This is a genomic window from Arenibacterium halophilum (genome assembly GCF_005938225.1).
Classification (GTDB): domain Bacteria; phylum Pseudomonadota; class Alphaproteobacteria; order Rhodobacterales; family Rhodobacteraceae; genus Arenibacterium; species Arenibacterium halophilum.
The window spans coordinates 1-3,366 of sequence record NZ_VCPC01000013.1; the positions used below are offsets into that span (position 1 = coordinate 1).

Here is a 3,366-nt window from a genome sequence, read left to right on the forward strand (position 1 = left end):
CCGAATAGGCCAGATTGTACCGAGTTCGAATGTGACGATGGAGACGGAGATACCTGCGTTGTTGCGGGCGCGTGAGGGTGTTTTTCCGGAGCGGTTCACGTTTCATTCATCGCGGATGCGTATGAAGAAGGTGACGAAGGAAGAGCTTGTTGCGATGGATGGCGACAGCGACCGCTGCGCGCTGGAGCTGTCGGATGCCAAGGTCGACGTGATGGGCTATGCCTGCCTGGTGGCGATCATGTCGATGGGGCACGGCTATCACCGCACCTCGCAGGAGCGGTTGCACAAGGTGACCGAAAGCAACGACGCCCCCGCGCCGGTGGTGACCTCGGCGGGTGCGCTGGTGGACGGGATCAAGGCGATCGGCGCGAAGAAGGTCGCCGTGGTCGCACCCTACATGATTCCGCTGACCGAACTCGTCGTCGATTACATCCGCAACGAAGGCATCGAGGTGGTGACCTGGCGCGCGCTGGAAATTCCCGACAACCTGGCCGTGGCGGCGCATGATCCGATGAACCTGCCCGGCATCGTCTCTGACATGGACACCTCGGGCGTCGACGCGGTCGTGCTCTCGGCCTGCGTGCAGATGCCCTCGCTTCCTGCGGTCTCGAAGGTCGAGGCGCAGGTTGGCAAGCCGGTGCTGACCGCCGCGATCGCAACCACCTGGGCCATGCTGAAGGCGCTGAACCTCGACACCCGCGTGCCCGGTGGCGGCACGCTTTTGTCGGGCAACTATTAAGGGGATGGTCATGTCTTTCGGATACAACCTGCAGGCCAACGGCATCCGCCAGCACCTGATCCGCTGGGATGGGCCCGATGGCGCGCCGCAGCTGTTGCTGATTCCGGGCATCACCTCGCCTGCGGTGACATGGGGCTTTATCGCCGAACGCCTGGCCGAACGGTTCGAGGTGCATGTGCTGGACGTGCGCGGCCGTGGTCTGTCGGAGACGGGGGACCTGGACTATACGCTCGATGCGATGGCCGATGACGCCATCGCGGTGGCCGAGCAGATGAACAACCCCATCGTGATGGGGCACTCGATGGGCGCGCGCATCGCGATCCGCGCCAACGCGCGCAATGCGGCGCCCTTTGCGGGCTATATCCTGGTCGACCCGCCGATGTCGGGGCCGAACCGCCGCGCCTATCCGGCGAAATGGCCGTGGTATGGCGACAGCATCGTGATGGCGGCCCGGGGCTGCTCGGCCGAGGATATGGCCACCTTCTGCCCGACCTGGACGCCCGAGCAGCAGGCCCTGCGCGCCGAATGGCTGCACACCTGCCACTGGGGCGCAATCCGCATCGCCTTCGACGGCTTCCACACCGACGACATCCACCAGGACATCCCCAAGATCGCCAAACCGGCGCGGCTGGTGATTGCCGGCGGCGCGACGGTGGTCGATGCCGACGACCAGGCCGAGGTGGCCGAACTGAACCCCGCCATCGAACAGCGCACCGTCGCCGGGGCGGGCCACATGATTCCGTGGGACGATCTTGACGGGTTCCTTGCGGCGGTGATGGATTTTACCGCCTGACCGCCCCGAATCCAGACACGCATCCCGACACGCCCCCCACACCAGGAGCACCAATATGGACCACGCCAGTTTTACCGAAATCTGCCTGCACCAGCTGAAGATGTCGGGCGTGCACGAGGGCGAGAAGCTGATCGTGCTGACCCAGGGCAACGACCGCCTGGATTATGCCGATGCCTTCATGGCCGCGGGCGCACGTCTGGGCGCGAAAATGTACCACATGCGCCTGCCCGCCCCGCCGGTGGTCGGCGCCTGGGCCGTGGGCCAGACCGGGCTGGCCGCCCAGCCCGATGCGGTCGAGGCGCTGAAGGCCTGCGACATGCTGATCGACTGCGTGTTTTTGCTGTTCAGCCCCGAGCAGTTCGCGATTCAGGACGCGGGCACGCGGATCCTGACGGCGGTCGAGCCGCCCGAGCTGCTGGCGCGGATGCTGCCCACGAAAGAGCTGCGCGAGAAGGTCGAGATCGGCGCCGAGTACCTGGCGAAGGCCAAGGTCATGCGCATCACCTCGCCCCACGGCACCGATGTGACCTACAAGCTGAACACCTACCCCACGGTCGCCGAATACGCCTGCACCGACACGCCCGGGCGCTGGGATCACTGGCCCTCGGGGTTCGTGTTCACCGGCGGTGACGACGATGGCGTCGACGGGCAGATCGTGGTGGCAACGGGCGACATCCTGCTGCCGCAGAACATGTATGTGCGCGAGCCGATCACCTACACGATCGAAAAGGGCTGGGTCACCGACATCCGCGGCGGGCTGGATGCCGAGCTGGTGAAATCCTACATGGAGGCCTTCAACGACCCGCGCGGCATGGGCATGAGCCACGTCGGCTGGGGCATGAACCCGGCCGCGAAATGGCACGGCATGACGCCGGGCGAATTCCCCGGCGGCATGGGCATGGAGCCGCGCAGCTTCTACGGCAACGTGATGTTCTCGACCGGGCCGAACAACGAACTTGGCGGGCCGAACGACACGCCCTGCCACCTCGACATCCCGATGCGCGGCTGCTCGCTGTTCCTGGATGACGAGCCGATCGTGATCGACGGCGACCTGGTGGTGAAAGAGATGCAGATGGCCCGGCATTAACCCGGATCATCGCCCTGATCAGACCCTGAAACAGGCTCTGATCAGGGCAGACACACTCCCCGACTGCCCCGCGCCACGACTGTCAACAGCCCCGCGCGGGGGCCCTTTCCCAAACCGCAGGAGCGCTCCGATGTCGCAGGACACCACCTACAAGGCCGCAGGCTTTGGCGCCACCGTGCCGCGCGGCACCCGCCCCGCCATCGTGGTGGTCGACTTCAGCTATGGCTTCACCGACCTGCAATACCCCACCGCGTCAGAGGCGACCGCGCAGATGGCCAACACCAAACGGCTCTGCGACATCGCCCGCGCCAAGGGCTTTCCGGTGATCTTCACCACCATCGCCTATCACCCCGGCGAGATCGAGACGCTGCCCTGGCTCAAAAAGGCCACCGGCATGCGCGCCCTGGTCGAGGGTTCGCGCCTTGTGGAAATCGACGCCGCCACCGGCATCCAGCCGACCGACCCGGTGGTGGTGAAAAAGGGCGCCTCCTCCTTCTTCGGCTCGACTCTTGCCGCGCTGCTGACCGGCGCCAACACCGACACGCTGATCGTCTGCGGCGCCACCACCTCGGGCTGCATCCGCGCCACCGTCGTCGACGCCGTGCAATCCGGCTTCAACACCCTCGTCCCCGCCGACTGCTGCGCCGACCGCGCCAAAGCCCCCCACGACGCAAACCTCTACGACATCCAGCAAAAATACGCCGACGTCACAGACACAAACGACATCCAATCATGGCTCGAAGGCCT

4 protein-coding genes are annotated in these 3,366 nt (G+C 65.6%); all 4 read left to right on the top strand.

Going from position 1 to position 3,366, the window contains the following annotated elements; genetic code table 11:
* Positions 1 to 739: maleate cis-trans isomerase family protein (locus FGK64_RS22055; protein WP_483964212.1), on the top strand; the 739-nt coding region annotated here is incomplete at its 5' end.
* A 10-nt stretch (positions 740 to 749) separates the two neighbouring features.
* The gene (locus FGK64_RS22060) at positions 750 to 1,532 is read left to right on the top strand and encodes an alpha/beta fold hydrolase (protein WP_138866019.1); all 783 of its coding nucleotides are present in this window, start codon (positions 750 to 752) and stop codon (positions 1,530 to 1,532) included.
* A 55-nt stretch (positions 1,533 to 1,587) separates the two neighbouring features.
* Positions 1,588 to 2,619: a 2,5-dihydroxypyridine 5,6-dioxygenase NicX family protein gene (locus FGK64_RS22065; protein WP_138866020.1), complete on the top strand. Its 1,032-nt coding sequence runs from the start codon at positions 1,588 to 1,590 to the stop codon at positions 2,617 to 2,619.
* Positions 2,620 to 2,749: 130 nt separating this feature from the next.
* Positions 2,750 to 3,366, top strand: a 617-nt coding sequence (locus tag FGK64_RS22070; RefSeq protein WP_138866021.1) for an isochorismatase family protein, incomplete at its 3' end; no start/stop codon positions are given.